Source organism: Sphingopyxis sp. (assembly GCF_035998905.1).
Lineage (GTDB): Bacteria > Pseudomonadota > Alphaproteobacteria > Sphingomonadales > Sphingomonadaceae > Sphingopyxis.
In genome coordinates this window covers 83,861-107,318 of sequence record NZ_DASYHG010000025.1, presented here as the reverse complement: position 1 = coordinate 107,318, position 23,458 = coordinate 83,861, and the positions used below count along the sequence as shown (strand labels likewise).

At 64.9% G+C, this 23,458-nt stretch carries 27 protein-coding genes; 21 read left to right on the top strand and 6 right to left on the bottom strand.

The features are described 5' to 3' along the window. Positions 1-27 precede the first annotated feature (27 nt). The 7 genes from VGN62_RS14930 to VGN62_RS14900 all read left to right on the top strand — a co-directional run bounded on the left by VGN62_RS14930 (position 28) and on the right by VGN62_RS14900 (position 3,718). Positions 28-282 (top strand): DUF6356 family protein, encoded by a 255-nt coding sequence (locus VGN62_RS14930; protein WP_037511175.1) that lies wholly within the window; start codon positions 28-30, stop codon positions 280-282. Then, entirely contained in the window at positions 279-1,043 is a 765-nt protein-coding gene (locus tag VGN62_RS14925) for an alpha/beta hydrolase (RefSeq protein WP_327455608.1), read from the top strand. The genes VGN62_RS14930 and VGN62_RS14925 overlap by 4 nt, the downstream gene beginning before the upstream one ends. Before the next feature lie 67 nt (positions 1,044-1,110). After that, positions 1,111-1,548 carry a thioesterase family protein gene (locus VGN62_RS14920; protein WP_327455255.1) on the top strand — a complete coding sequence of 146 codons (438 nt, stop codon included), beginning with the start codon at positions 1,111-1,113 and terminating at the stop codon, positions 1,546-1,548. A 9-nt stretch (positions 1,549-1,557) separates the two neighbouring features. Further along, positions 1,558-1,995 carry a VOC family protein gene (locus tag VGN62_RS14915; RefSeq protein ID WP_327455253.1) on the top strand — a complete coding sequence of 146 codons (438 nt, stop codon included), beginning with the start codon at positions 1,558-1,560 and terminating at the stop codon, positions 1,993-1,995. Between the two features lie 10 nt (positions 1,996-2,005). Next, positions 2,006-2,413, top strand: a complete 408-nt coding sequence (locus tag VGN62_RS14910) for a VOC family protein (protein WP_327455251.1) — start codon at positions 2,006-2,008, stop codon at positions 2,411-2,413. 68 nt (positions 2,414-2,481) lie between these two features. Next, positions 2,482-3,210, top strand: a complete 729-nt coding sequence (gloB, locus tag VGN62_RS14905; RefSeq protein ID WP_327455249.1) for a hydroxyacylglutathione hydrolase — start codon at positions 2,482-2,484, stop codon at positions 3,208-3,210. Positions 3,211-3,271: 61 nt separating this feature from the next. Further along, positions 3,272-3,718: a hypothetical protein gene (locus VGN62_RS14900; protein WP_327455247.1), complete on the top strand. Its 447-nt coding sequence runs from the start codon at positions 3,272-3,274 to the stop codon at positions 3,716-3,718. Between the two features lie 74 nt (positions 3,719-3,792). Here VGN62_RS14900 and VGN62_RS14895 read toward each other — a convergent pair whose 3' ends face one another. The 3 genes from VGN62_RS14895 to VGN62_RS14885 all read right to left on the bottom strand — a co-directional run bounded on the left by VGN62_RS14895 (position 3,793) and on the right by VGN62_RS14885 (position 8,482). Then, positions 3,793-5,598, bottom strand: a complete 1,806-nt coding sequence (locus tag VGN62_RS14895; protein WP_327455245.1) for an AMP-dependent synthetase/ligase — start codon at positions 5,596-5,598, stop codon at positions 3,793-3,795. A 49-nt stretch (positions 5,599-5,647) separates the two neighbouring features. Beyond that, positions 5,648-7,339 carry a gamma-glutamyltransferase gene (gene ggt / locus VGN62_RS14890; protein WP_327455243.1) on the bottom strand — a complete coding sequence of 564 codons (1,692 nt, stop codon included), beginning with the start codon at positions 7,337-7,339 and terminating at the stop codon, positions 5,648-5,650. A gap of 75 nt (positions 7,340-7,414) precedes the next feature. Then, positions 7,415-8,482, bottom strand: a complete 1,068-nt coding sequence (locus VGN62_RS14885) for a quinone-dependent dihydroorotate dehydrogenase (protein WP_327455241.1) — start codon at positions 8,480-8,482, stop codon at positions 7,415-7,417. A gap of 70 nt (positions 8,483-8,552) precedes the next feature. On the opposite strand from VGN62_RS14885, the gene VGN62_RS14880 reads away from it, so the two are divergent. The 11 genes from VGN62_RS14880 (at position 8,553) to mddA (ending at position 18,249) form a co-directional block, all read left to right on the top strand. Further along, positions 8,553-10,373: a DUF885 domain-containing protein gene (locus VGN62_RS14880; protein WP_327455239.1), complete on the top strand. Its 1,821-nt coding sequence runs from the start codon at positions 8,553-8,555 to the stop codon at positions 10,371-10,373. Between the two features lie 101 nt (positions 10,374-10,474). Continuing rightward, positions 10,475-11,362 (top strand): helix-turn-helix domain-containing protein, encoded by an 888-nt coding sequence (locus VGN62_RS14875; protein WP_327455237.1) that lies wholly within the window; start codon positions 10,475-10,477, stop codon positions 11,360-11,362. A gap of 296 nt (positions 11,363-11,658) precedes the next feature. Beyond that, entirely contained in the window at positions 11,659-12,114 is a 456-nt protein-coding gene (locus VGN62_RS14870) for an SUF system Fe-S cluster assembly regulator (protein WP_327455236.1), read from the top strand. Then, complete coding sequence (sufB, locus tag VGN62_RS14865) at positions 12,111-13,598, top strand: Fe-S cluster assembly protein SufB (protein WP_327455234.1); 1,488 nt, start codon at positions 12,111-12,113, stop codon at positions 13,596-13,598. The genes VGN62_RS14870 and sufB overlap by 4 nt, the downstream gene beginning before the upstream one ends. Then, the gene (locus VGN62_RS14860) at positions 13,595-13,975 is read left to right on the top strand and encodes a hypothetical protein (protein ID WP_327455232.1); all 381 of its coding nucleotides are present in this window, start codon (positions 13,595-13,597) and stop codon (positions 13,973-13,975) included. Before sufB ends, VGN62_RS14860 begins: the two co-directional genes overlap by 4 nt. 7 nt (positions 13,976-13,982) lie before the next feature. Continuing rightward, positions 13,983-14,726, top strand: coding sequence for a Fe-S cluster assembly ATPase SufC (sufC, locus tag VGN62_RS14855; protein ID WP_327455230.1), 744 nt, complete (start codon positions 13,983-13,985; stop codon positions 14,724-14,726). Beyond that, complete coding sequence (locus VGN62_RS14850; protein ID WP_327455228.1) at positions 14,723-15,454, top strand: SufD family Fe-S cluster assembly protein; 732 nt, start codon at positions 14,723-14,725, stop codon at positions 15,452-15,454. Before sufC ends, VGN62_RS14850 begins: the two co-directional genes overlap by 4 nt. Continuing rightward, positions 15,451-16,632 carry a cysteine desulfurase gene (locus VGN62_RS14845; protein ID WP_327455226.1) on the top strand — a complete coding sequence of 394 codons (1,182 nt, stop codon included), beginning with the start codon at positions 15,451-15,453 and terminating at the stop codon, positions 16,630-16,632. Before VGN62_RS14850 ends, VGN62_RS14845 begins: the two co-directional genes overlap by 4 nt. Then, positions 16,629-17,099, top strand: a complete 471-nt coding sequence (locus VGN62_RS14840; RefSeq protein ID WP_327455224.1) for an SUF system Fe-S cluster assembly protein — start codon at positions 16,629-16,631, stop codon at positions 17,097-17,099. Before VGN62_RS14845 ends, VGN62_RS14840 begins: the two co-directional genes overlap by 4 nt. Then, positions 17,099-17,455: an iron-sulfur cluster assembly accessory protein gene (locus VGN62_RS14835; protein ID WP_327455222.1), complete on the top strand. Its 357-nt coding sequence runs from the start codon at positions 17,099-17,101 to the stop codon at positions 17,453-17,455. The genes VGN62_RS14840 and VGN62_RS14835 overlap by 1 nt, the downstream gene beginning before the upstream one ends. 59 nt (positions 17,456-17,514) lie before the next feature. Beyond that, positions 17,515-18,249 carry a methanethiol S-methyltransferase gene (mddA, locus tag VGN62_RS14830; protein ID WP_327455220.1) on the top strand — a complete coding sequence of 245 codons (735 nt, stop codon included), beginning with the start codon at positions 17,515-17,517 and terminating at the stop codon, positions 18,247-18,249. Here the strand turns inward: mddA and VGN62_RS14825 are convergent. Beyond that, positions 18,246-18,962 (bottom strand): extensin family protein, encoded by a 717-nt coding sequence (locus tag VGN62_RS14825; RefSeq protein WP_327455218.1) that lies wholly within the window; start codon positions 18,960-18,962, stop codon positions 18,246-18,248. The two genes, mddA and VGN62_RS14825, sit on opposite strands and share 4 nt — an antisense overlap. Before the next feature lie 68 nt (positions 18,963-19,030). Here VGN62_RS14825 and VGN62_RS14820 point away from each other — a divergent pair, with 68 nt between their 5' ends. Continuing rightward, positions 19,031-20,575: a tryptophan halogenase family protein gene (locus VGN62_RS14820; RefSeq protein WP_327455216.1), complete on the top strand. Its 1,545-nt coding sequence runs from the start codon at positions 19,031-19,033 to the stop codon at positions 20,573-20,575. A 2-nt stretch (positions 20,576-20,577) separates the two neighbouring features. On the opposite strand, the gene VGN62_RS14815 is transcribed toward VGN62_RS14820, so the two are convergent. Beyond that, positions 20,578-21,969, bottom strand: a complete 1,392-nt coding sequence (locus VGN62_RS14815) for a cation:proton antiporter (RefSeq protein WP_327455605.1) — start codon at positions 21,967-21,969, stop codon at positions 20,578-20,580. A gap of 253 nt (positions 21,970-22,222) precedes the next feature. Here VGN62_RS14815 and VGN62_RS14810 point away from each other — a divergent pair, with 253 nt between their 5' ends. After that, positions 22,223-22,468: a type II toxin-antitoxin system Phd/YefM family antitoxin gene (locus VGN62_RS14810; RefSeq protein ID WP_327455214.1), complete on the top strand. Its 246-nt coding sequence runs from the start codon at positions 22,223-22,225 to the stop codon at positions 22,466-22,468. Next, a complete protein-coding gene (locus VGN62_RS14805) occupies positions 22,468-22,962 on the top strand; it encodes a VapC toxin family PIN domain ribonuclease (RefSeq protein ID WP_327455212.1) in 495 nt (164 codons plus the stop codon). The genes VGN62_RS14810 and VGN62_RS14805 overlap by 1 nt, the downstream gene beginning before the upstream one ends. 3 nt (positions 22,963-22,965) lie before the next feature. Here VGN62_RS14805 and VGN62_RS14800 read toward each other — a convergent pair whose 3' ends face one another. Beyond that, the gene (locus tag VGN62_RS14800; protein ID WP_327455210.1) at positions 22,966-23,403 is read right to left on the bottom strand and encodes a hypothetical protein; all 438 of its coding nucleotides are present in this window, start codon (positions 23,401-23,403) and stop codon (positions 22,966-22,968) included. Positions 23,404-23,458 lie beyond the last annotated feature (55 nt).

Below are 23,458 nucleotides of genomic sequence, written 5' to 3'. Positions count from 1 at the left end.
GGCGGCAGCCGGAAAGGAGCCGTCCCCATGTTCAAGCGCCTGTTCGTCGACCATCCGAAGAGCGTCGATGAAAATTACATCGAGCATTTCGGAGTCGCGTCGAAATTCGGCGTCACGATGATCTATGGCGGTCTGTGCGCGCTCGTCCACGCGGTCGTTCCCGGCTGGTGCATCACCACGGGCAGCGACACGATCCAGCGGCTGAACCACATCATGGTCGAAAAGCGGCGCGCCAAAGGGCAGGCCGTGATGCAGATGAGCACGATCGACTGGGTCATCTGATCCCGGTGGACGCTGCCCCCGATTATCTCGACCGTCCGGGCCGCCCGCGGCTCGCCTTTCGCTATACGCCGGGCACCGGTCCGACGATCGTCTTCCTGCCCGGTTACATGTCCGACATGGCGGGGGGCAAGGCGACCGCGCTGTTCGACTGGGCGGTGGCCGAGGGTCATGCGTGCCTGCTGCTCGACTATGCCGGATGCGGGCTGTCGGACGGGCTGTTCGCCGACCAGACCCTCCTCGACTGGCGTGGCGACGTGCTCGACCTGATCGATGCGAAGGCCGAGGGCCCCGTCGTCATCGTCGGATCGTCGATGGGCGGCTGGCTGATGCTACTCACCGCCTTGGCACTCGTGCAGCGCGACGGCTCCGCCCGCGTCGCCGGGCTGGTCGGCATCGCGGCAGCGCCCGATTTCACCGACTGGGGGTTCAGCGACGCCGAGAAGGCGATCATCTTCGCCGAGGGCGCGCTGATCGAGGAAACGCCGTACAGCGACCAGCCCTATTTGACGACGCGGGGCTTCTTTCAGTCGGGCGAGGCGAACCGGCTGCTGGCAAGCGAAATCCCCATCACCTGTCCCGTCCGCCTGCTCCACGGCGAAGAGGATGGCGACGTGCCGTCCGAGATCAGCCTGCGCCTGTCGGCGGCACTTGCCAGCACGGACGTACAGGTGACGCTGGTGAAGGGCGGCGACCACCGCCTGTCGCGCGATACCGACATCGCGCTGCTGATCGACACCGTCGCGCGTATCGCGACAAATTAGACACCGTCGCGCGTATCGCGACAAATTGGACCCCGTCGCGCGGCTCGCGACAAATTAGAGGAACATCATGGCTCGCAGCGATTTCAAATTCAGCGTCAAGAAGCGCGTCCGTTATGCCGAGATCGATGCCCAGGCCGTGGTGTTCAACAGCCGCTACCTCGAATATTTCGACATCGGGATCACCGAATATTGGCGCGCCGCGGGCGTTTATGAGCAATGGCCAGCCAACAGCAGCCCCGAATTCCACGTCGCACGCGCCGAGGTCGACTATAAGGTCCCGATCCTGCTCGACGAAGAGATCGACATTTGCGTGCGAGCCGCGCGCGTCGGCAAAAGCTCGATGACCTTCCTGTTCGAACTGCACGGCGCCGGTAAAGACGACCTGCGCGCCAGCGGGCAGCTCATCAACGTCCATGTCGCCGAGGCGCAGGGCGCACCGGCGCCGGTGCCGGACGAATTCCTATTCCTGTTCGAAGCGTTTGAAGGACGCGCCCTTCGCGCCTAATATAAGCGGATGATCAAATATCTTCACACGATGATCCGCGTGTCGGATCCCGATGCCACGGTCGAATTCTTCAAGCTGATCGGGCTCGAAGAAACGCGCCGCTTCGACAGCGAGCAGGGACGCTTCACCCTCATCTTCCTCGCCGCCCCCGGGCAAGGCGACGTCGCCGAGGTCGAGCTGACCTATAACTGGCCCCCCGCCGACGGCAGCGCGCCCGAGGAATATACGGGCGGGCGCAATTTCGGGCATCTTGCGTACCGCGTCGACGATATCTATGCGACGTGCCAGCGGCTGATGGACGCCGGGGTGACGATCAACCGCCCGCCGCGCGACGGCCATATGGCTTTCGTGCGCTCCCCCGACGGCATTTCGGTCGAACTGCTCCAGGAAGGCCATCTGCCGCCGCAGGAACCCTGGGCCTCGATGCCCAACACGGGCGCCTGGTAGGAGCCGTGCGATGCCGGGCCTGTTGATCAATATCGACGTGCCCGACCTTGCCAAGGCTGAGCATTTTTACACTGCGGCGCTGGGCCTGACCGCCGGGCGCCGCTTCGACGACGATATCGTCGAACTGCTCGGCAGCGACGTTCCCATCTATCTGATCCGCAAGCCAGCGGGGTCGGCGATCGGCCCCGGTGGCGGCGACTTTCGCCGGTACAACCGCCACTGGACGCCGGTGCATCCCGACTTTTCGGTCACCGGCCTCGATGCAGCGATCGCCAGAGCCGTCGCCGCGGGCGCGGTGCAGGAGGGCGAGACATTGGATCTCGCCTATGGCAGACAGGCGATGTTCGCCGACCCGTTCGGCAATGGATTCTGCCTGATCGAGTTCAACGCCCAGGGTTATGACGCCCTTCTGAGCTGAGCAGGCGGACCAAGGCCCCGGCGCCTCCGCTCCGTCTTGAAGGGGCGAGACGCTGGAAAGGAGATATCATGGCTGCGCTGGACATCGTCCGTATTCCCGTTCTCAGCGACAATTATGTCTGGCTGGTCCATGACCCCGAAAGCAAGGCGACGATGGTCGTCGACCCCGCGGTTGCCGAGCCCGTTCTCGAAGCCGCTGCGGCACGCGGCTGGACGATCACCGATATCTGGAACACCCACTGGCACCCCGACCACACCGGGGGCAACGCGGCGATCAAGGAAGCGACAGGGTGCACGATCACCGGCCCCGCTGCGGAATATGCGCGCATCCCGACGCTCGATGTGCAGGTGAAGGGCGGCGACAAGGTCAAGCTCGGCAACCATGTCGCCGACGTCTGGGACGTCCCCGCGCACACTGCAGGCCACATCGCCTATCATTTCGCGCGCGACGCCGCGATCTTCGTCGGCGACACGATGTTCGCGATGGGTTGTGGCCGCCTGTTCGAGGGCACCGCCGAACAGATGTTCGCGAATATGCAGAAACTCGGCACGCTCGACGACGCGACGCGCGTCTATTGCGCACACGAATATACGCTGTCGAACGCGCGCTTTGCGGTGAAGGTTGAGCCCGACAATGTCGCGCTCGCCGAGCGGCTGGCCGCGGTCGAGTCCGCACGCGCCGCGGGCGAGGCGACGGTGCCGACGAGCATCGGCGAAGAGCGCGCGACCAACCCCTTTTTGCGTGCGCCGAATGCCGCCGAACTCGGCCGTATCCGCGCACTCAAGGATGCGGCATAATGCCGCTTCAGCGCCCATTCATCTGTCCCGGCCATATTGGCCGATCACAAGGAGCATTTTCATGGCGAAGCTGAACCTGATGGCCGCCGCGCTGTTGACCGCGGCCGTGCCGCTGGTCGCCGGCTGCGCGCCCGCCGGATCGGGTGAGCCCGGCGCGGCGGCGCTGACCCCGAAACAGGCCGAACAGCTCGACAAGCAGCTCGCGGGCAAGGTCCCCGGCGAGCCGGTCAAATGCCTGCCCAATTATCGCAGCAGCGACACGATCCGCGTGTCGGACAATATCCTGCTGTACCGGTCGGGCGGTAACCTCGTTTACCGCAACGACCTGAGGAGCAGCTGCCCGGGCCTTGCGCGCGACAGCGACATCATGGTCGTCCGCCAGTTCGGGTCGTCGACCTGCGCCGGCGATTTCTTCCACCTCGTGGACCGGTCGAGCGGCATTCGCGGACCGACATGCGTTTTCGGTGAATTCGTCCCCTATCGCAAACCGGCGGGGGACAAAGGCTGAGCCACGGGTTCAGTCGCAGGCGGGGTCCGGTTTGCGCCGAGCTCTTCGGGTCGCACCCCCGCCTGCTCTGATGATCACGCCCTGTAAAGGGCCGCGATCTTGTCTTCGTAGACCTGCCGCAGGATATGGCGGCGGATTTTCATCGACGGCGTCATCTGCTCATTCTCGATCGTGAAGGGCTCGTCCGCGAAGTCGAACTTGCGGACCTTTTCGATTACCGAAAGCTGGCCGTTGACCCGGTCGACCGCAGCGCGCAGTGCGGCGCGGAACTTCTCATGCTCGCGGAGCAGCTTGAGGTCCTTGGGCAGCCCTTCGGCCTCGGCCCATTCGGCCATCCATTCGGGATCGGGCACAAGGATGCCGACAAGGTGCGGCCGCTTGTCGCCATAGACCATCGCCTGCAAAATCTCGGGCTGGAGCGTCAGCATGCCCTCGACGCGCTGCGGCGACACATTGTCGCCCTTGTCGTTGACGATCAGATCCTTCTTGCGGTCGGTGATGACGATGCGGCCCTTGTCGTCGATATGCCCGATGTCGCCGGTGTGGAGCCATCCGTCCACGAGCACACGCTCGGTTTCGGCCTTGTTGCGCCAATAGCCCTTCATCACCAGTTCGCCGCGGACGAGGATTTCGCCGTCGTCGGCGATGCGGACCTCGGTGTTCATCAGCGGCGGGCCGACGGTGTCCATCTTGATCCCGGCACTCGGACGGTTGCAGCTGATCACCGGGCCGGCTTCGGTCTGGCCATAGCCTTGCAGCAGGGTCAGTCCGATCGAGTGAAAGAAGACGCCGATTTCGGGATTGAGCGGCGCGCCGCCCGACACCAGCGCCTTCATCCGGCCGCCGAAGCGCTTGCCGATCTTCGGGCGGAACAATTTGTCGAGGATCAGGTCGACGGGGCGGTCGAGGATGCCCATCCGCCGCTCATAATCCTTTTCGCCGACGCGCAGCGCCTGATTGAGCATCCAGTTGGCGAGCTTGCCCTGCTTCTCGACGGACTTGATCATCCGCGCGCGGATCACCTCGAACAGGCGCGGCACGACGACCATGATCGTCGGGCGCGTCTCCTCGATGTTCGAGACGAGCTTTTCGAGGCCTTCGCTATAGTAGATTTGCGCGCCGACCATGATCGGCAGGAACTGGCCGCCCGAATGTTCATAGGCATGGCTCAGCGGCAGGAAGGAGAGGAACACCTCTTCGTCGCCGATGCCGAAATCATTGACGAGCACTTCGGCCGCGCCTGCGGCATTGTGCAGGATCGCGCCGTGATGCTGCATCACCCCGCGCGGCGCGCCGCCGGTGCCGCTGGTGTAGATGAGGCAGGCAGTATCTTCGCGTTTCACCCCGAGCCCGCGCGCCTTCGTCTCTTCTACCCACGCCTCTCCGCCCGCGACGAGCGGGTCCCAGTCGTGGATCGAGACTTCGCCCTGTTGGCCGACGCGCAGGCTTTCCATGCTGATGACGATGTGCGCTTCGGAGCGCATCACCGCAGGCATCAGCGTGCGCGCGAGCTTTGCGGTCGAGACGATCACCGCCTTCGCGCCGCTGTTGTCGAGGATATGCTGGTGGTCGCGTTCGGTGTTGGTCGTATAGGTCGGGACGGTGATGCAGCCCGCGGCCATGATGCCTAGGTCGGCGATGCACCATTCGGGCCGGTTCTCGCTGACGAGCACCACCCGGTCGCCGTCCTTGAGGCCCAGTTCGCGCAGATGATGCGCGAGCGCCGCCACCTGGTTGGCGACCTGCCGCCAGCTCAGCGGGTGCCAGGCGCGATCGGCCTTGCGCCACAGGAAGGGATCTTCGCCGCCGCGCCCCGCACGGTCGAAGAACATCGCGACCAGACTCGGAAAATGGTCGAGATGGGGATTTGCAAGCTTCATTCTGCCTCTCTCCAGGGAGATTTCATTGCTTCTGTTTTGTTATCGTTGATTAATTCTGCGCCGGCGCGCCGTCGATCGACGAGCTGCCGGGGCCGCGCGGATCGGCAGCGCCGCGCCAGCCGGCCGTCGTGTGCTCGACCGCGTTGAGCTTTGACCCGAGGCTGGTCGCGGTGAAGCTGTAACCGAACGGTTTCATCTTCGCGGCGATCGCCTTGCCCGCGTCATTATTCTCGATCAGCACGCCGTCCTTCCCGAAGAAAAGGTTCGGCAGCTCCATCGCCTGCTTCGCGTCGAGTCCCCAGTCGAGCACGCCGACGAGCACCTTGGTCACGTGCATGATGATGCGCTTGCCGCCCGCCGAGCCGACCGCGAGCACGACCTTGCCGTCGGGGCCGTAGACGACCGTTGGCGACATCGAGGAGAGCGGACGCTTGCCCGCTTCGACCCGGTTCGCGGTCGGCACCCCGCCCTCGGTCGGCGCGAGATCGAAATCGGTGAGCTCGTTGTTGAGGAAATAGCCGTTCGCCATCAGCTGGCTGCCGAAGATGCTTTCGATCGTCGAGGTCATCGACACGAGATTGCCGTCCTTGTCGACGGTCACGAAATGCGTCGTCCCCTGCTCCTCGACCGGCGGCGCGGCCGCGCGCGGCTTCGCGCCCGGCGGGGTGCCGGGTTCATATTTTCCGGCGGCGCCATAGGGCGAGATGAGCTGGCGGCGCTCGGCGAGATAGCTCTTGTCGAGCAGGCCCTTCACCGGGACGTCGACGAAATCGCCGTCGCCCAGATAAGCGGCGCGGTCGGCGTAGGAGAGCTGCATCGCTTCCGCGAGCAAATGCCAGCTCATCGGATTGTCCTTGCCCATCGTCTTCATGTCCCAGCCCTCGATCATGCCGAGGATGCCGAAGACGGTGGTCGCGCCCGACGAAGGCGGACCCATGCCGCACACCTTGTAGATGCGATAGGTGGTGCAGACCGCGGGGCGCTCCTTCGCCTTGTAGGCGGCGATATCCTTGACGGTCAGCTGGCTTGGATGGCGCGGCGCCTTGGCGACCGCATCGCTGATCGCCTTGGCATTGGCGCCGGTGTAGAAGGCGTCGGGACCGCGCGCCGCAATCTCGCGGAGCAGCTTGGCATAAGCGGGATTCTTGATCCGCGTGCCCACCGGCGCGGGCTTGCCATCAACGTAATAGATCGCCTGCGGCGCGGGAAATTCCTTCCACATCGGCTCGAACTGGACGAGCCAGGTGTTGAGCGCGGGGGTGACGATGAAGCCTTCTTCGGCAAGCTTGATCGCGGGCTGGAACAGCGCCTTCCATTCGAGCTTGCCCCATTTCTTGTGCGCCATTTCCATCAGCCGCACATTGCCGGGAACGCCAACCGACAGCCCGCCCGGAATGACGTCCATATAGCCGCGCGCCTTGCCGTCGGGGCCGAGGAAGCGTTCGGGTTTCGCCGCCGCGGGCGCCATTTCGCGTCCGTCGATCGTCGAGATGCTGCCATCCTTGGCATTGTGATGGGTCATGAAGCCGCCGCCGCCGATACCGCTCGACTGCGGTTCGACGAGCGTCAGCACCGCAACCATCGCGATGGCGGCGTCGGCGGCGGTGCCACCCTGATGCAGAATCTCGCGCCCCGCCTCGGTCGCGCGCGGATCGGCGGACGAGGTCACGCCCTGCGCGAGCACGGGGGCGCTGACGGTAACGGAAAGGAGGGCGGCGAGCGGGAGGAATCTTTTCAACATGCGCGCGACATTGGCGTGGGGTTGGGGTCAACGCAACCCTTGTTCCCCTCCGCGTGCGCGAGCGAGGCGAACCGCTTATTCCGTCCCCACCGCGTCCGACACACGCGCAAAACCGTCACGCGTCGCAAGCTTTTCGAGGCCATGCGCGATCCGGGCGGCGAGGCCGGGGCCTTCATAGACCATCGCCGAATAGATCTGGATCAGGCTGGCTCCCGCACGGATGCGTTCCCACGCCTGTTCGGGCGAGGCGATGCCCCCCGCCGCGACCAGCGCCAGCTTTCCTCCACTCGCGCTGCGGAAATCCCTGACCCGCTGCAGCGCCAGTCCGGCGAGCGGCGCGCCCGAAAGCCCGCCCGCCTCCTCCGCATGACGTGAAGCGAGCGCGGGGCGTACGATCGTCGTGTTCGACACGATCACCGCGGCGAGCCCCTTGTCGAACGCGACCGCAACGATATCGTCGATATCGGCGGGCTCGAGATCGGGTGCGACTTTGAGGAACACCGGCTTCGCGGACCCTGCGGGCTGCGCCGCGGCGACGCCGTCGAGCAAGGCTTCGAGCGCGCCCTTGTCCTGCAGAGCGCGCAGCCCAGGCGTGTTGGGCGAGCTGATATTGACCGTCAAATAGTCGGCGAGCGGCGCCATCGCCGCGGTGCCCTTCGCATAATCGGCAATGCGGTCGGCGCTGTCCTTGTTCGCCCCGATGTTGATCCCGAGCGGCACCGGCAGCCCATAGCGGCGGAGGCACCGGATTCGCTCGGCCGCCTTTTCCTGCCCGCCGTTGTTGAAGCCCATGCGGTTGATCACCGCGCGATCCTCGACGAGGCGGAACAGGCGCGGGCGCGGATTGCCTTCCTGCGGCAGCGGCGTGAGCGTGCCCACCTCGACAAAGCCGAAACCGAAATGCGGCATGACGTGCGCGACGCGCGCATCCTTGTCGAAACCCGGCGCGAGGCCGACGGGGTTCGGGAATCTCAATCCCGCAAGCTCGGTCGCGAGCGCGGGGCTGGTCAGCGCGTGCCGCGCACGCGGCAGCGGTTGCAGCGCGCCGAGCGTGAGATTGTGCGCCGCCTCGCCATCGGTGGCGTGGACGATCGGGCGGACGAGCGCATAGGCGCTATCGGTGAGCGAGGCGAAGAGCGACATGGCCCCGCCATTGCGCGCACGGTGACGCTATGGCAAGTCCCCTGCACATCGGAAAAACCGGGAGAAATTCGTGTCGCACCTCAAGATTATCGCTCGCTTGTCCACCGGCCTCGCGCTGTTCGCCGTGGCGGGCTGTGCGCCGTCCGCAGTGCAGGAAGCACCCGCCGTCGCCGCACCGGCGCCCGTTTCCGATGCCGCGCCCGCGGGTGCGAACCTCGCGCAATTCTTCGACAATTATGACGCGGCGCAGCTTTCGCTCACCCCGCAAGGCAAGGCCTATCGCGGCATTCGCGATGCCGATTATGGCAAGTGGAACGACGTCAGCGACGAAGCCGCGGTCGCGTCGCACAAGCTGCAACAGGCGACGGCCGAGGCGATGCGCGGCAGCTTCGATCCCAAGACGATGTCCGCCGACGATGCGCTGTCGTTCGAACTGTTCAACGCGCAGGCCGCGCGCGCCGACCGCCTGTTCCCCTATCGCAGCCATGGCTATGTCTTCGACCAGATGAACGGCGCGCAGAGCCAGCTTCCCGCCTTCCTGATCAACATCCACCGCGTCGCAAACGTCGCCGAGGCCGAAGCCTATGTGTCGCGCATCCGCGGCCTCGGCCCCGTGCTCGACGCGCTGTCGGCGCAGTCGGCCGAACGCGCGGCGAAAGGCGTCCAGCCGCCGAAATGGGTCTATGCCTATTTGATTTCCGACATCGGCAACCTGCAGAAGCCTGATAATGCGGTGGTCGAGGACATCGCGGCAAAGGTCGGCAAGCTCGACATCGACGCCGCCGAAAAGGCGCGGCTGATCGCGGCCGCGAGGGCGGCGTGGAACGAAAGCGCCGGCCCCGCCTATGGCCGCCTGCTGACCGAGATGAAGCGCCAGCAGGCGATCGCCCCGACCCAGGACGGCGTCTGGCGCCTGCCCGACGGCAAGGCCTATTATGAGGCGCTGCTCGCCAACTACACGACGACCGACATGACCGCGGCGCAGATCCATGACCTCGGCCTGTCCGAGGTCGCGCGCATCCATGGCGAGATGAAGGCGATCATGGCGAAGGTCGGCTTCAAGGGCACGCTCCAGCAATTCTTCGCGCACCTGCGTACCAGCCCGCAATATTATTACACGACCCGCGAGGCCTATCTGGCCGAGGTCGACGTCAAGGTGAAGGCGATGGAGGCGCGCCTTCCCGCTTTCTTTAACACGCTGCCGAAAGCGCATCTGCAGGTGAAGGCGGTCGAAGCGTTCCGCGAGAAATCGGCGGGCAAGGCCTTCTACCAGTCGCCGTCACCCGACGGGTCGCGGCCGGGCACCTATTATGTGAACCTCTACGACCTCAAGGACATGTCGAAGACCGAACTCGAAGCGCTCGCCTATCACGAGGGCGTTCCGGGGCATCATCTCCAGCGCGCGGTGCAGACCGAGCTCACCGGCCTGCCACCCTTCCGCCGCTTCGGCGGCTTCACCGCCTACACCGAAGGCTGGGGCCTCTATACCGAGGAACTCGGCAAGGACATGGGATTCTACACCGATCCCTACAGCGATTTCGGGCGGCTCGGCATGGAGCTGTGGCGTGCGTGCCGCCTCGTCGTCGACACCGGCATCCACGACAAACGCTGGACCCGCGAACAGGCGATCAAATATCTGAAGGACAATACGCCCAACCCCGACGGCGACATCGAGAAAGCGATCGAGCGTTATATCGTCTATCCGGGACAGGCGACGGCTTACCTCATCGGCAAGCTCAAGATCATGGAGTTGCGCGGCCGGGCGCAGGCGGCGCTCGGCGACAAGTTCGATTTCCGCACCTTCCACGACGTCGTGCTCGAATCGGGACCGGTGCCGCTCGACGTCCTCGAACGGCGCGTCGATGGGTGGATCGCGGCCCAGAAAGGTTAAGCAAATTGACGATTGCGGCTTGACGCGCGGGCGCGAAACGCAAATGATTTGACCCAGAAAATAAGGCAGCCGGATCACGGTTGCCAAAGGTCTGGGTCTTCATGTCGGATATTTCTTCCTCGCCTGGGGGCGTGGACGGCAGCGCGCCGTTCGAACTGCACTATTTCCCGCCGGACCCCGATCTGGCGGAAATGGTGTCGAGTTTCTATTTCGCGCGCATCAACATGCCGCGTTTCGACGAATATGAGCGCGCCGACCGCCCGCAATTCCGCTTTGTGACGGCGGCCGACGGCGAATATATCTTTGCCGACGACCACAGCTCCCATGTCTGCAAGGCCAATATCGTCGGCCCAACGAGCGGGCGCGTGCGCGCGATCAGCAATTGCCCGACCCAGATGTTCGGATTCGGCATGCTGCCCGCGGGCTGGGCGGCGCTGATGGGCGACGATGCCGACAAGCTGACCGACCGCGCGATGGATGCCGCCGACCTGTTCGGCCCCTGGATCGATGAGGTTGCGACCACGCTGGAAACCGCGACAAGTGTCGAGGAAAAGCTGGTGATCGGCAATAATTTCGCGCGCGAGGTGCTGACGCGGGGCGAGACCGCACCGATGTGGTTCATCCGCACCGTCGATGGCTGGCTCACCGAATCGCCTTCGCCGCAGGTTCCCGAGCTGGTCGAGGCGACGGGCATGTCGATCCGCTCGGTCGAGCGGATGACGAAGCATTATTATGGCCTATCGCCGCGGATGCTCGCGCGCAAATATCGCGCGGTCCGCGCCGCGTCGGCGCTCGCACGCGGCGAAGGGCTCGACGCCGCACAGCTCGGCGATGCATTCTACGACCAGTCGCACCTGATCCGCGAGATCAAGCGCTTCGCCGGCGCGACCCCTGGCCAGCTCGGCAAGCCGACCAGCTATACCGAAGCGACGACGAGGGGCCGCAAACAACTCGCGGGCAAGGTCAGCCCGCTCGTGTCCGAGACCTGACGCGGGTTAACCATCAAAAGCGCAGGCCGCGTCGTTTTGGCGTTTTCATCCAATCGCGAATCGTCGCGCGGGCATAATCCCCCGTTGCGACCCAGAAGAGCTCATCCTCTGACGAGGACTTGAGACCTTCATCTTGGCACTCATTTGGCTTCGGCCGGATGGGTGCCTTTTTTTTGGCGCAGCTTTTCTATCATCGCGCATATCCGCGATTGCTTGCGCTCGCGGGACCGCGCGCCTATGTAAGTGGAGTAATTTACTCCAGTTAAGAATCGTTCGCAACTGCGACGGAAAAGAACATGCGCCTGTCCAATCTTGCCGACTATGCCGTGGTGCTGATGAGCGCCGCCGCCCGCCAGTGCGGGTCGGTGCCGATTCACGCCGGCATGCTGGCCGAGCAGACGGGCATCCCGGGGCCGACCGCGCAGAAGCTGGTAAGCCAGCTTGCGCGCGCCGGACTGCTCGTCGCGTCGCGCGGTACCGGCGGTGGCGTGCGGCTCGCGCGGCCCGCGGCGGCGATCAATGTCGCCGAGATCATCGAAGCGGTCGAAGGACCGATCGCGCTCACCGCCTGTGTCGCCGAAGGGCGCCATGATTGCTCGCTCGAGGGCAGTTGCAAGGTGCAGCCGCACTGGGGCGTCGTGAACGGCGCGGTACGCGGCGCGCTGGCGGACATCAGCCTTGCGAGCCTGTCCGTCGCACCGAAAACTCCCCTCCCGATTCCGGCGCTTGCCGGCGACGAGATCAGATTATGACCGACAACACCGAACTCCCCGTCAAGGACCAGGCCGCGCACGATGCCGCCGCCAAAGTCGCCGATTACGAGCATGGCTGGTCCTCGGCGATCGAGACCGACTTCGCGCCCAAAGGGCTGACCGAGGATACGGTCCGCTTCATTTCGGCCAAGAAGAACGAGCCCGAATGGATGCTCGACTGGCGGCTGAAGGCGTTCCGCCACTGGCAGACGATGGAGACGCCCGACTGGGCGAAGCTCAACGTGCCGCCGATCGACTATCAGGACGCCTACTATTACGCCGCGCCCAAGGCGAAGCCGAAGCTTTCGAGCCTCGACGAGGTCGATCCCGAGATTCTCGAGGTCTACAAGAAGCTCGGCATCCCGATCGAGGAGCAGAAGGTGCTCGCCGGCGTCGAGGGCGCGCGCAAGGTCGCGGTCGATGCGGTGTTCGACAGCGTCAGCGTCGCGACGACCTTCCGCGAGGAACTGAAACGCGCGGGCGTGATCTTCCTCTCGATCTCCGAAGCGATCCGCGAATATCCCGAGCTGGTGAAGAAGTGGCTCGGCAAGGTCGTGCCGATGCACGACAATTATTTCGCGACATTGAACTGCGCAGTCTTTTCGGACGGGACGTTCGTCTATGTGCCCGAGGGTGTGCGCTGCCCGATGGAGCTGTCGACCTATTTCCGCATCAATGCCGAGAATACGGGGCAGTTCGAACGCACGTTGATCATCGCCGACAAGGGCGCGTACGTCAGCTATCTCGAAGGCTGCACCGCGCCGATGCGCGACGAGAACCAGCTCCACGCCGCGGTGGTCGAACTCGTCGCCTTGGACGATGCCGAGATCAAATATTCGACCGTCCAGAACTGGTACCCCGGCAACGCCGAGGGTCTGGGCGGCATCTATAATTTCGTGACCAAGCGCGCGCTGTGCCAGGGCAAGCGCAGCAAGGTGTCGTGGACGCAGGTCGAAACCGGCTCCGCGATCACGTGGAAATATCCGAGCTGCGTGCTCAACGGCGACGACAGCGTCGGCGAATTCTACTCGGTCGCGGTCACCAACAATTACCAGCAGGCCGACACCGGCACCAAGATGATCCACAATGGCAAGCGCACGCGCTCGACCATCGTTTCGAAGGGGATCAGCGCGGGCAAATCGAACAACACCTATCGCGGCATCGTGCGCGTCGCGCCGAATGCCGAGGGCGTGCGCAACTTCACCCAGTGCGACAGCCTGCTTTTGGGCAGCACCTGCGGCGCGCACACCGTCCCCTATATCGAGGTCCGCAACCCGACCGCGACGGTCGAGCATGAAGCGACGACGAGCAAGATCAGCGACGACCAGCTCTTCTACGCGATGCAGCGCGGGCTGGGACAGGAAGAGGCGGTGGCGCTGATCGTGAATGGGTTCGCGAAGGAAGTGCTGCAGCAGCTTCCGATGGAATTTGCCGTCGAGGCGCAGAAACTGCTGGGGATCAGCCTTGAGGGGAGCGTGGGGTGAAAAGATTGTTCCTTCTGCCTCTCGTTCTTGCGGTTGTTTCCTGCGGCAGCGAGGGCAATGAAAATCCAGCGTTTTTCGCTTATTATTCTTGCGCCGCGAATAAGATCGACCGTTCCTACTCTGAGCGGGAAATTGTCGATGAACCGTCTGCCCGCAAGGCGATTGAGGCAGCGCTTTCTTCCTGTGGCGAAAATCGAGATCAGGCGTTTGAAGCGTTCTTGGCCGAGGCGAAAGAACAGCCGGAGATTCAGGAATATGCCCGCGCCAACAATATGGATGAAGCGCAGATGCGAAAAAGCGCGGAAACCGAATTTGAACGCGCCATTCGCGGTCAATTGATGAGCAATATCGCCGAACTTCGCAGCGAAAAACTTTGAGAGCAAAATGCTGAATATCGAAAATCTCCACGCCACCGTCGCCGACAAGCCGATCCTCAAAGGCCTGTCGCTCGCCATCAACGCGGGCGAAATCCATGCGATCATGGGCCCCAACGGCGCGGGCAAGTCGACGCTCTCCTACGTCCTCGGCGGGCGCCCCGGCTATGAGGTCACCGACGGTTCGGCGACCTTCGACGGGCACGACCTGCTCGACATGGACCCGCACGAGCGCGCCGCGGCAGGCCTGTTCCTCGGCTTCCAGTATCCGGTCGAGATCCCCGGCGTGTCGAACGTCCAGTTCCTGCGCGAAAGCCTCAACGCCCAGCGCAAGGCGCGTGGGCAAGAGCCGCTGTCGGGCGGCGACTTCCTGAAGCTCGCGCGCGAGAAGGCGGGGCTGCTCAAGCTCGACATGGACATGCTCAAGCGCCCCGTGAACGTCGGCTTCTCGGGCGGCGAGAAGAAGCGCAACGAGATGGTGCAGATGGGGATCCTCGACCCCAAGCTCGCGATCCTCGACGAAACGGACTCGGGCCTCGACATCGACGCGCTGCGCGTCGTCGGCGACGGGATCAACAGCATCATGCGGCGCCCCGACAAGGCGGTGTTGCTGATCACCCATTACCAGCGCCTGCTCGACTATGTGCAGCCCGATTTCGTCCACGTCCTCGCCGCCGGCCGCATCGTCAAGTCGGGCGGCCCCGAACTCGCGCTCGAACTCGAACGCGAAGGCTATGCGGAGATCGCGGCTTGAGCGTGAGCGCCCTTCCCTCGCGGCGTGACGAAGCGTGGCGCTATAGCGACATCGACGCGGTGGCGGCGGCGTGGCCGCTGCCCGCGCCCGAAAGTATTGTCGTGCCCGCGGGCGGCGACTTCAGGCGCGCGATCGTGCAGGACGCAGGCGCGATCCAGCAGATCGAGATGAGCATCGGCAAGGGCGCGACCGCGTCGCTGCACATCCTCAACATCGGTGGCGCCTATGGCCGCATCGAACTTGCGGTGACGCTCCACGAAGGCGCCGACTTCACCCTCGGCGCGGCGCAGATCGGCGGCGGCGAACAGAATCTCGAGATCGTCACCACCGTCACGCATGCCGAACCCGGCGCGACGTCGCGGCAGATGGTGCGTTCGGTCCTCGGCGGTACCGCCACCGGCACCTATCTCGGCAAGGTCGCCGTCGCGCGCGATGCGCAGCAGACCGACAGCGAACAGGATGTGAAGGCGATGCTGCTCGATCGCAGCGCGACCGCCAACGCCAAGCCCGAGCTCGAAATCTTCGCCGACGACGTCAAATGCGCGCACGGCTGCGCGATCGGCGAGCTCGACGCGATGAGCCTTTATTACCTTCAGTCGCGCGGCCTGCCGCCCGCCGAGGCGAAAAAGATCTTGCTGCAGGCCTTCGTTGCGGGTGTGTTCGACGGCGCCGAGGATGAAGAGCAGTTGCAGGCGCTCGCGCTCGCGAAATTGGGGGAATTGGTGTGAGCACCGCGACCGCCCTCCGCACCTTCCCCGACGTCCGTGCCGACTTCCCCGGCCTGACCCCCGGCTGGCACTATCTCGACACCGCCGCGACGGCGCAGAAGCCGCAGGCGGTGATCGACGCGACCGTCAATGCGATGGGCCGCGACTATGCGACGGTGCACCGCGGCGTATACGCCCGCTCGGCCGACATGACACTCGCCTTTGAGGCGGCGCGGCGGCGGATCGCGGCATTTATCGGCGCGAAGGAAGAGCAGATAGCGTTCGTGCGCGGCGCGACCGAGGCGATCAACCTCGTCGCCTACTCGCACCCGCGCAAAGGCCGCGTGCTGCTGTCGACGCTGGAACATCACAGCAATATCGTGCCCTGGCAGCTCGCGGGCTGGCAGGTCGATGTGTGCCCGCTGACCGCCGACGGCTGCATCGACCTCGATGCGGCCGAAAAGCTGCTCACCCCCGAACATAATATGGTCGCCTTTGCGCATGTCTCGAACGTGCTCGGCAGCCCGCTCGACGTTGCGCGCGCCGCCGAGATCGCGCACCGCGTCGGCGCCGAGCTGCTGATCGACGGCTGTCAGGCGGTGCCGCGCCTGCCCGTCGATGTCGCGACGCTCGGCTGCGACTATTACGCCTTCTCGGGGCACAAGCTTTACGGTCCGACCGGCGTCGGCGTGTTGTGGAGCGACAAGCTCGAAATGCTCCCGCCCTGGCAGGGCGGCGGGTCGATGATCGACCGCGTGACTTTCGCGAAAACCACCTACGCCCCTGCCCCGACGCGCTTCGAGGCGGGCACGCCCGCGATTATCGAGGCAATCGGGCTCGCGGCGGCGGTCGATTATGTCGAGGCGATCGGCATCGACGCGATCCACGCGCATGAGGTTGCATTGGTGACCAGCCTGCGCGAACAGCTTGCGCGCAAGAATAGCATCACGCTCTTCGGCCCTGAAAACAGCGCGGGAATCGTGAGTTTTGCGATGGCGGGGGTTCATCCGCACGACATCGGCACTATCTTGGACGAAAGCGGGGTCGCGATCCGCGCCGGGCACCATTGCGCACAACCGCTGATGGAGCATCTGGGCGTCGCCGCGACCGCGCGCGCGAGTTTTGGCGTTTACAGCAATGACGACGATGTGGCGGCGCTGATCGATGGCCTCGCCCGCGTCGAGAGGATTTTCGGATGAGCGAGGATCGCATGATCAAGGTGGAAGAAGTCGCGAGTGTCGAGGCGCCGCCGAAGGCGCGCGTCGAGGATGCCGAGACAGCGCCCCAGAAATTGGAGCGCAAGCGCGACTATCTGGAAGGCTTCCTTGCCGCCAAGCCCGCCGAGGTTGCGCCCGGCGCGGTTGGCGGCGACCTGTACGAGGCGGTGATCGACGCGCTCAAGGAGATTTTCGACCCCGAAATCCCCGTGAACATCTACGACCTCGGGCTCATCTACAATGTCGAGATCGACGAAGGCCATGTGATGGTCACGATGACGCTGACCACGCCGCATTGCCCGGTCGCGGAATCGATGCCCGCCGAGGTCGAACTGCGCGTCGGCGCGGTTCCCGGGGTCGGCGATGCCGAGGTCAACCTCGTCTGGGATCCGCCGTGGTCGCCGCAGAATATGAGCGACGAAGCGCGGCTCGAACTGGGAATGCTGTGATGACCGAAACGAAAACGCGCGCGCGCCCTGCCGCCGTCACGCTGACACCGAACGCCGAAGAACGCATCGCGAAGCTGATGGCGTCGGCGCCCGAAGGCGCGATCGGCGTCCGCTTGTCGACCCCGCGCCGCGGCTGTTCGGGGCTCGCCTACTCGGTCGACTATGTCACCGAGGAGCAGAAGTTCGACGAGAAGATCGAGACCCCCGGCGGCACCTTCTACATCGACGGCGCATCGGTGCTCTACCTGATCGGGAGCACGATGGACTGGGTCGAGGACGACTTTGCCGCGGGCTTCGTGTTCGAGAATCCGAACGCCAAGGGCGCGTGCGGCTGCGGCGAGAGCTTCACGGTCTAAAGCGCGCTTTTCCGCGATAAATATGCTATGATGCCCGCTTCGAAAGAAGGGGCAGCACCATGGTTCGTGCCTTCTATCTGGCCTATGCGGGCCTGTGCTACGCGATATTCTTCGCGACATTCCTGTATCTTATCGCCTTTGTCGGCAACCTGCCCGTCGTCCAGCCGACGGTCGATTTCGCCCGCGAAGCGCAGCCCGGACGAACGGTGCTGATCGATGCCGCGCTGATCGCGCTGTTCGGTGTCCAGCATAGCGTGATGGCGCGCCCGGCATTCAAGGCGGCGTGGACGCGCATCGTCCCCGCGCCGATCGAACGCAGCACCTATGTGCTGTTGGCAAGCGCGGCGCTCATCGCCCTCATGCTGTTCTGGCACGAACTGACCGCGCCGGTCTGGACCGTCACCCATCCCGCCGGCGCCGCGCTGCTGTGGGCGCTGTTCGGTCTCGGCTGGCTGATCGTGCTGACGAGCACCTTCCTGATCAATCATTTCGAATTGTTCGGGCTGCAACAGGCGTGGTTCGCGCTGCGCGAAAGGGCGGCCGTGGCGCCAGTGCTGCGCCAGCCCTTCTTTTACCGGTTCGTCCGTCACCCGCTCTATGCCGGCTTCTTCATCGCTTTCTGGGCGACGCCGGCGATGACCGTCGGGCACCTGCTGCTTGCGGCGGGCATGTCGATCTATATGCTGATCGCGATCCGGCTCGAGGAACGCGACCTGATCGACATCTTCGGCGAAGCCTACGCTAGTTACCGCAGGCGCGTCGGCATGCTCGTCCCGCGCTTCGGCCGCCGTTAGTGGCAGACCGTCCAGCCCGCCGTCCGCGCCGCCATATCAAGGTGGAAATGGTCAGCGTGGGCGCGGTTGTAGTCGGGTGATAGGGTCGTGCTGAACAGGCCGCATGTTTCGTCGCGCACCGCGTGCAGGAATTCGCTGCGCTTGTCACCCGGCGCCCAGTCGTTGATCAGCGTGATGCGCGTGCCATCGGCCAGGACGAAGGCCGAAATATCGATCGCGTTGGCAGTCGAATGCTGGCTCTGCGCCTGTTCGCCCGCAATCTTGCGGCAATTATAGCTGCCGAGATTTTCGAGTTCGACGACCTTTTGCCCGAAATATTTCCGCGCGAGCGGCTGGACCACGTCGCGGTTCCACAGTGCCATCGCGGCGGTGACCGCGCAGCCCGGCGCGGCGCGCGCGGGCCGCATCGTCGGCACGAAGCTGTCGCCCGTCAGGATCATGCGCTGGCTCGCGCGGCACGCACCGGTGCCGATCGCGGGCCGCCGGAGATAGCCCGCACCCGCGCGATCGAAGGCGGCGAAGCAGGCGCTGTCGTCGCGCGCGAGCGCCGCCAGCTTGCGGTGCGTCGCCCAGCCTTGCGGCTGCGCAAGTTCGAAACGCGCGGCCGGATTATGCTCGGGATGGTCGCGCACCCACTGCATGCCAAGGATCGCGCCGAGGGTGACCAGCAGCGCGGCGCCGAACCAGAACAGATAGGGGCGGAGAGTCTTCATCTTGTCCGTTGCTGCGTGCCGCAAATTACCGCTTGTTGAAAGCGCTTTGCGGCTCGATAGCGTTCCGGGTGGCAAAACGCTCGATCCTGATCGTCGGCGGCGGCACCGCGGGCTGGCTGACCGCCGCCTATCTCGCGCGCTTTTTCGACCTGCCGCGCAACCCGCGCTTGTCGATCACGCTGCTCGCGTCGGACGAGATCGGCAGCATCGGGGTCGGCGAAGGCGCCTTCCCGACGATCCGCAGCACGCTGCAGTTCATCGGCATCGACGAGAGCGAGTTCGTGCGCGCGACGTCGGCGACTTTCAAGCAGGGCATCCGGTTCGACGACTGGGTCCATACCCCGGCGGAAGGCCGGTCGAGCCATTTTCTCCACCCGTTCGAGGCGCCCTATCATGGCGACGGGCACAGCCTGGTCTCCTACTGGCTGCTCCAGGACGAAAAGCTACGGCGGCCGTTCGCCGAGGCGATGACGATCCAGAACCGCGTCGCCGAGGCGCGCCGCGCGCCCAAACGCCGCGGCGAAGGCGAGTTCACCGGCCCGCTGAACTATGCCTATCATTTCGATGCAAAGCGGCTGGCCGACGTCCTGTCGAAACATGCGCGTGCGATGGGGGTCGTCCACCTGCACGGCACGCTGACCGGCGTCGAGCTCGACGGGACGAGCGGCGCAATCGACCATGTCGTGACCGCCGAGCATGGCACGCTGTCCGCCGACCTCTATATCGACTGTTCGGGTTTCCGCGCCGAGCTGATCCGCGGCGCGATGCAGGCACCGTTCCGCAGCGTGAAGGACATGTTGTTCACCGACCGCGCGCTCGCGTGCAAGATTCCTTACGACCAGCCCGAGGCCCCGCTCGAAAGCTATACGATCGCCGCGGCGCACGAAGCGGGATGGACATGGGATATCGGCCTTGCGGGCGCGCGCGGCATCGGCTGCGTCTATTCGAGCGATCATCTGGACGACGACCGTGCCGCCGATATCCTCGCTGCCTACACCGGCGGGCGCAGCCTCGACTTCGAGTCGCGGCGCATCCCGTTCGAGGCGGGCTACCTCACCACGCCATGGGTCGGGAATTGCGTCGCCGTCGGCCTGTCGGGCGGCTTCCTCGAACCGCTCGAATCAACCGGCCTCGTGACCATCGAAACCGCGGCGGCGATGATCGCCGAGATGTTCCCGCTCGGCGGCCCGATGCACGCCCCCGCGCGGCGCTTCAACGAGTTGATGACCGCGCGCTACGCCAATATCGTCAACTTCCTGAAGCTCCATTATTGCCTGAGCCGCCGGGGCGAACCCTTCTGGCGCGACAATGCCGACCCGGCGTCGATCCCGGAGCGGCTGAAAGAGCTGCTCGAGCAATGGCGCTATCGCCCGCCGGGACGCTTCGATTTCATCCTCGACCTCGAAAGCTTCGCCTTCTTCAATTACCAATATATCCTCTATGGCATGGAATATCGCACCGACCTGTCGCCGGTGCGCGAGGAATATCCCGACGTCGCCGAGGCCGAGCGCATCTTTGCCCGCATCCGCAGTTTTGGCGACCAGGCGGCGCACGACCTGCCCGCGCACCGCGCGCTGATCGACCAGATCAACGCGGGTGCCGCCGCCGCCTGAAATCAGGCGGGATTGGCGGACAGGCGTTCGGCGGGCTGCGCGTCGTCCGGCCCGTCGGTGCCGAGCGCGCCGAGTTCGCCGCTCTCGCGCGCCTTGCGGCCGTAGACCAACTCGAACAGCGGCCCCGCCATCACCGTGGTGACGATCGCCATCAGGACCATGATCGCAAACAGCGTCGGGCCGATGATGCCTTTCTGCAGGCCGATGTTGATGATGATCAGCTCCATCAGGCCGCGCGCATTCATCAGCGCGCCGATACCCATCGCGGTGCGATTGTCCTCGCCCGCGAGCCGGGCCGCGAGCCAGCAGGCGCCGAACTTCGCCGCGATCGAGACGAGCAGGATACCGGTGGCGATCGCAAGCAGGCTCAGGCTGTTCACCGTCGTAAGCTGCGTGTTGAGCCCCGAGTAAGTGAAGAACATAGGCAACAGGAAGACGACCGTCATCGGCTCGATCTTCTTCTTGATCTCATCGGTCAAAAGGCCGCGCGGCATGCACGCACCGAGCAGGAAGCCGCCGAACACCGCATGGATGCCGACCGCATCCATGAAGAACGCCGAAATGGCGTAGAGCATCAGCACGACCGCGAGCAGGCTGTGCGTGAGTTCGCCCTTCGCCTCGACCGCGCGGCCGAGCGGGATGAGCAGCTTGCGCCCGACAAAGAACATGAAGAGCGCGAAACCGAGGCCTCCAACGATCGCGAGCAGTGCGACCCCTGGACCGGCGCCGAAGGTCGCGAGCACGATCGCAAGCACGCACCACGACACGGCATCGTCGAAGGCGCCCGCGGTCAGGGTCAGCGTGCCAAGCGAGGTGTTCGCCAGACCGCGCTCGTTGATGATCCGCGCCAGCATCGGGAACGCGGTGAGCGCGATGCATGCGCCCATGAACAAAGTCGCACTTCCCTGCCCCAGCCCTTCGGTGAACAGACCGGGGATATCGAGCAGGAAGGGCGTGATCGCCGCTGCGAGCAGAAAGGGTGCGACGATACCCGCCGCCGACACGCCGACCGCGCTTTTCGCTTTCGACTGGAAATGGTCGAGGCGCAACGTGGTCCCGACGAGGAACATGTATAGGCCGACGCCGAATTGCGCGCCGACATAGAGCATGTTGCGCGTTTCCTTGGGGAACAGCGCAGCCTGGAATTCGGGGAAGAAAAGACCGAAGAGTGAGGGACCCAGCACGACCCCGGCGATCATCTCGCCGACCACCTGCGGCTGGCCCATGAAGCGGTGTGCCAGCCAGCCGACGACGCGGCAGACGAGCAGGATCACCGCAATCTGCAGAAAGAAATGGATGCTATAGTCGCTGGGCGCATAGCTTTGCGCCACATTCACCGCCGGGCCGTGCGCGCCGATGACATCGCCGACCGCCCGCATCAGCTCATCGAACATATGTGATACCAATTTCGTTCTCCCCACCGGAGCATGTGGCGACTCGCTTCAGCCTTCCACAACGCCCTTTCCCGACGTCAGGAGACACGAATGGCGCAAACACGCAATACCAACCATCAGATTGGTTCCATCTCGATCGGCGATTCTTGCGGCACCCCTCAAATTTGTTGCGGGCGCGTCACAGTGTAGTAACATACCTACATGTGAACGCTATCAAAATTGCCTTGTTTTTGCATAGGAAGGGCGGCGCACGATGAAACGGGTCACCAGCCGCGAGCTCAACCAGGACGTCAGCCGCGCGAAGCGGTTCGCGCTCGTCGAGCCGGTGTTCGTCACCGACCGCGGGCGCGCCACCCATGTGCTGATCAGCATCGACGCCTGGCGGCAGTTGAGCGGCGAGCGCGAGACGATGGCGCAACTGCTTGCGGCCGCACCCGGCGACATCCCGCTCGACCGCACGCTCCTGCGCCGCACACCGGACCGGGCCGGACGCGGCTGATGTTCCTCATCGATTCAGACTTGTTGCTCGACCTGCGCGATGCGCGCATCGACGGCGAAGGTGCGTTGCTGGCGGGCTGGGCACAGCGGACATCGCGCCAGTCGATGTTCCTGTCGGCGCTGTCGCTCGTCGAGCTGGAAAAGGCCGCGGCGCTCGCCGCAAAGCAGGGCAAGACGGCGGGCATTGCATGGCGGGGCTGGATCGACGGCCAGTTGCTGCCGGCGTTCGAGGGGCGCGTGCTGCCCGTCGACGTCGCGATCGCGCGCCGCCGCGCCGCTCTGCCCTTCGATCAGGATCATGACGCCCTGCTCGCCGCGACCACGCTCGAACATGGGCTGACGCTCGTCACCTATCGCACCCCGGCGTTTCGCGGCGCGCGGCTGAAGCTGCTCGACCCCAGCCGCCCCGCCCCCGATACGGGCGAGGACGGCGACTGGCGCGAGGCGACACGCGCGCGGGCGCCGTGGATCCGGAGCCTGTTTATTCGGGGATGACGGTCAGGCCGCCGCCTGCACCGGCCATGGGTCATCGTCGTTGGCGGGCTTACGCATATCAGGCCGAAGCGGACGGATGCGCCGTGCCCGCGCGCGAAACCGCCGGAACGGCGACAGCAGCACCGCCATGCGAACGGCGACCCACGCCTTCATCGACCGGATGCGCGCAAAGGTCGACAGCGCCCAAGTCGCGATCATGGCATCGACATAGGCAGTCATGTCCCACGCCAGCGCGACGGCGAGCTCGGCGGGAAGTACCGCAGCGTACGCCTGGATTGCGAACAGACCGACAATGAGGAACAGGATATGCTTGCGTTCGAGCCGTTCGAAGAGGCGGAGCGGCTCCTCCACCATCGCGCGGTGCATCCACCGCGCGGCATCCGTGTCGCGCGCAAACAGCATCACGCCGATCAGACCCGCCAGAAAAAGCGCAAAAACCATCGCCGCCCCCTATCGCCCCGAAAGTCTGGAGATAGGTCGGCGCCCCGCGCAAACA